The sequence below is a fragment of the Pseudomonas sp. K5002 genome (assembly GCF_013386655.1).
GTDB lineage: Bacteria > Pseudomonadota > Gammaproteobacteria > Pseudomonadales > Pseudomonadaceae > Aquipseudomonas.
This window is the reverse complement of record NZ_JACARK010000669.1, coordinates 1-3989: the sequence shown is the minus strand read 5'-3', so window position 1 is coordinate 3989 and position 3989 is coordinate 1. Positions and strand designations below refer to the sequence as shown.

Here is a 3989-nt window from a genome sequence, read left to right as displayed (position 1 = left end):
GAGCAGGACCTGAGCGTGACCGAACGCTGGCTGGCGCCGAACCTGGGTTACGACAACTAAGTTGTGGCGCGCTGGCCCGGGCGTCCAGCCGGCTGGGCGCCCGGGTCAGATCCCCAGATCCCTCCTCGCCCGCCCCGAAAGCCTGAGCGCCAGTGCCTGTTGCTCGGCAAGGTTTTCGGTGTCCAAGGCTGCGACTTCGCTCAGGTATTGGGCGCTGAGGTCCGGGTGAAGCTCCTCGAGGGCATCTACCTTGACCTGATGCGCCTGGGCCAACACCGAAAACTCTTCGGGATACAGCTTCTGCAAGTAGCTGACCCAGTACGGGCGCTTGACCAGCTCTTGCATAAACACAGGAGTACTCTCTCTGGCCATAATGGCGGCATACGCCTGATCGATGTTGGCCTGGGTCACCCGGGACAGGTTGCGGTACAGCATGGTGGACGGTTGGTGAGGCAGATCCAGGCGCTCGGCCAGGCCAATGCGGTAGGCCAGGCGAATTTCCGCCGGATCGATGCCGGGGCTGCGGTTGATCGCTTCGCCAGCAATGCGCTCCGCTTCATCGAGACGGATCATGCGCCGGGCCAGGTTGAACAGCGTGGTGCCTTCCTGCCCGGGTGCAAGGGCCCTCAGGGCCTTGAACTCATACACGCTGACTTCAAGATCACTGAACAGGAGGATCCAGCCGTCACCACAGGTAGCCCTTACCCGCATCGCCTGGGCCTGGCCAAATAGTTGTTCGCGCAAGTGCGGGTATTGCTCCGCCGCCTCAAGCACCGCCCACACCCGGCGAGTCAGGTCGGCGCGGTCGTGCAAGAAATCCTGGGCGTTCTTCAACTGGGAAATGATGTAGAAAAAATCCTCGCTGTTTTCGGCCTGCTTGAGCACGCTCCATACCCGGTGGCGGGCCGAATCGGCGGCAATACCCGAGAACCATTGGGCCTTTTGTTGTTCCGGGGTCAAGAGTTCAGGGTGGATGTCCGACCCGGAGCTGCTATCGGTACTGTGGTACCCCTCCAGTGCGTCTTCCAGTTCCTCGGCGGAAAATCCCAGGCCACAATCGGTCTGCTGCTGGTAGACGCGCAAGCGTGCAAGATCTTCCTCAAACAGCAGGTTATCGGATAGGTCCGTGCCCCACATCAGAGCGCTGTGCTGGGGCAGCAACGCGTCTTCAGGGATGGTTTCGATACGGTTGCTGCGCAGGTCCAGGTGGCGCAACTGCGCAGCCTGGAGGACACCCTGCGGCCACGCCAGAAGGTTATTGCCGCGCAGTTCCAATGACTGCAATTGAGGCAGGCTGCTGATGTCCAAAGAATCGAGGACGTTCTCACTCAGGTCCAGGCGCTCCAGCGCGGTCAGCCGATTGAGCTGGCCCTGCAGCTCGCTGCGATAGCGCAGTTCGTTATGGCTCAGGTGCAGCTCGGTAAGTGTCGAGCATTCGCCGACGGCGTCGGGCAGGCTCATCAGGCCATTATTGTTGAGAGTCAGGGTACGCAGCTTGGGAAACGCCCGCAGGAACGCATTGGAGCCCTGCTCAGTAAGCTTGACTGCGTTGAGGTTCAACACCCTCACATGGGCCAACGGCTCGGGTAACGCCGGCAGGTCCCCCAGATACAGGTCGTTCAATTGAAGGACCTCGCGCCCATCGCCCGGCGCAACCTCGGGGTGCGCCCGCAAGGTATGGCGCCAACTGTCGATAAGCCTGTCGGCCGCGCGACGACGGTCCACCGCGCTGACCCAGCCGCCCCCCTGGCGATAACCGCGAATATCGATCCAGTCGTTCAACACCCGCACCATACCCCGGTAGCCCGTGCGCCACCGAACCAGGCATGCCTCGACCTCCAGTGCGCCCAGGCCACTGGCAAGCAGTTCGTCAATGCGCCGTACCGCATCGCGCGTGGACAACGCCGGGTCTATTTGTTGCAGACGCTGCGCAGGTGTCTGCCGAACTTCACTGTTGGGCACCTCTACCTCCAGCGCGAGGAGCAGATCGGGACTGTCCGTGACCTCCAGGGGAAAGTATTCCGGATCGCCCCCCGTTCTGCCCTCCGCCAGCCCTTCGCGGGGAATGCCCAAGGGTTTGTCCAGGTAAAAGCTCGGGCCAAAAACCGGCAGCATGGCCGGTGCGACGTTCAACGGATTGTCCTGGTAGGTACGCAGGGCAAAACGCTGTATGTCGGCACAGGCCGGCAAGGTCAGGCGACAGCCACGCACGTTGCTGCTCAGCATCAGCAGGTCATGGCCGGTCAGTGCAGCCTGGGGGATCGTGGTAATAGCGCTGTAGCTCAGATCCACTTGACGCAGTTCGGGTAATGCCAGCCAACCTGTCGGCCAGGCGGTGGTCGCGGTGTGGCTCAGGTTCAGGCTGCGCAGCTGGTTGAGCCCACTGACATCCAGGGTACCCACACGGTTGTAATCCAGGTTCAACCCTCGAAGCGTGACCAGGGCGCTGAGGCGCTGCTGTATCGCCTCAGTGATCGTCAACTGGTTGTGCGCCAGGTCCAGCTGTTTGAGAGACCTCAACTGCGTCAGGGACGCCGGCAGGTCCATCAGGTTGCTGCGGCTCAGGTCCAGGCCGTGGATTTGGGTGAACTGGGGGAGGAAATCGTTCAATGCCGCCACTGAAACCCGGGTGCCTGCGAGGTTCAAGCGCTGCACGTGGGCAAAAGCTGCGGCCGGCATCGGCGGCAAATCCCCCAGTACCGTACCCGACAGGTCCAGCATGACCCCCTCGGAGGCGGCTGGCGAAGAAGGCCCGGCCACCTCACGGGGGGAGGCAAAACGTCGGTCGAGGCCATCGCGCCAGTAAGCCATGAGCTTGTCTGCCGCACGTTGACGATTGAGCGGGTCCACCGGTCGCCGGTCGACCTCCACTTCCCTGCCCTGCCACTCTTCCAGCGCCTGCTGCAAGGTTGCATGTTCATCCAGCAAGGCGTGCACACGGGTCAACTTGGCGTCACTGGTCAACCGATGGCGCCGCAGGTACGCCAAGGCACTGGGCGCAAACGCCGGGTCGCTGTCTTTCAGGCGTCGCAACGCGCCTTCACAATAAGCGTCCACCATCAGCACTTCATCCACCAAATGCCCCGGGTGGTTTTTCACGTGCTGATACACCGGCATGAACGCACGCCGCTCAAACGCTGCCCAGTTGAGGGTAAGGCCACGCCACAGGCGCTCGTGGCCCTCAAGCATTGCCGCCGGCATGGTATTTATCCCGGTCGCCAACAGGTCGAGCGTCTCCAGTTTGTCCAACGTCAGAACACCTACCGGCCACTCTTTCAGGGCGCCCGCCACCCGCAAGGCAAGCAGCTGTTTCAAGCCGCTGACATCCAATGCCTCCAGCGCGCCCGTCAGGGCCAACCGGCGCAACTGGCTTAACGTGTTAAGGCGTTGCAAAAAGACCGGCGAGTAGGTCAGGCCCCAGCCGTCGATCGACAACTCTTCAAGCTTGGGAAACAGCCCAAGGCCCGTGGCAATCGCTTCGACATGGGCGGGCTCGGTGAACACATTCAGGACTTCGGCGTTGGGGAACTGCTGCGCAAGCCTGACGCCCTGCGTGTCCGCCAAGGTTTCACCGCTTACACCCAACCCTCGCACATGGGAAAAATCAGCATCCAGCGCCGGCAAGTTACCGGCCTTGCCCAGTGACAGATAGGCATGGGGTTTCAAGCCCCGGTACGCGCCTTCGCGCCAGCAATTGATCAGGGTGTCGGCCGTATGTTGTGCCCCCGCCTGAGCACTGTTTTGCGTCACCCACTGATCCAGGGTCATGCGTAACCGGGTCAGTTCGCGCTCGCGGTTGCCAATCAACTCATAGATCTGTGGGGGGCGCTGGCCGGCCTGCAACAGACTTTGCACAAACAGCTGGGCCGCCTCATCGCTGAGGTTGGGGTAAACATCGCGAACCCTGGCCGCCAGGGCGGCATTGGGTGCCTGGGCCGCACCCCGGCCGCTCAGGGCATAACCTAATAACCCGCTCGCCAGACGCAACG

General features: G+C 62.2%; 1 protein-coding gene. It reads right to left on the bottom strand.

The features are described 5' to 3' along the window. Nucleotides 1-105 precede the first annotated feature (105 nt). The coding region (locus HX846_RS25865) for an NEL-type E3 ubiquitin ligase domain-containing protein (RefSeq protein WP_306173155.1) at nucleotides 106-3989 on the bottom strand (3884 nt) is incomplete at its 5' end.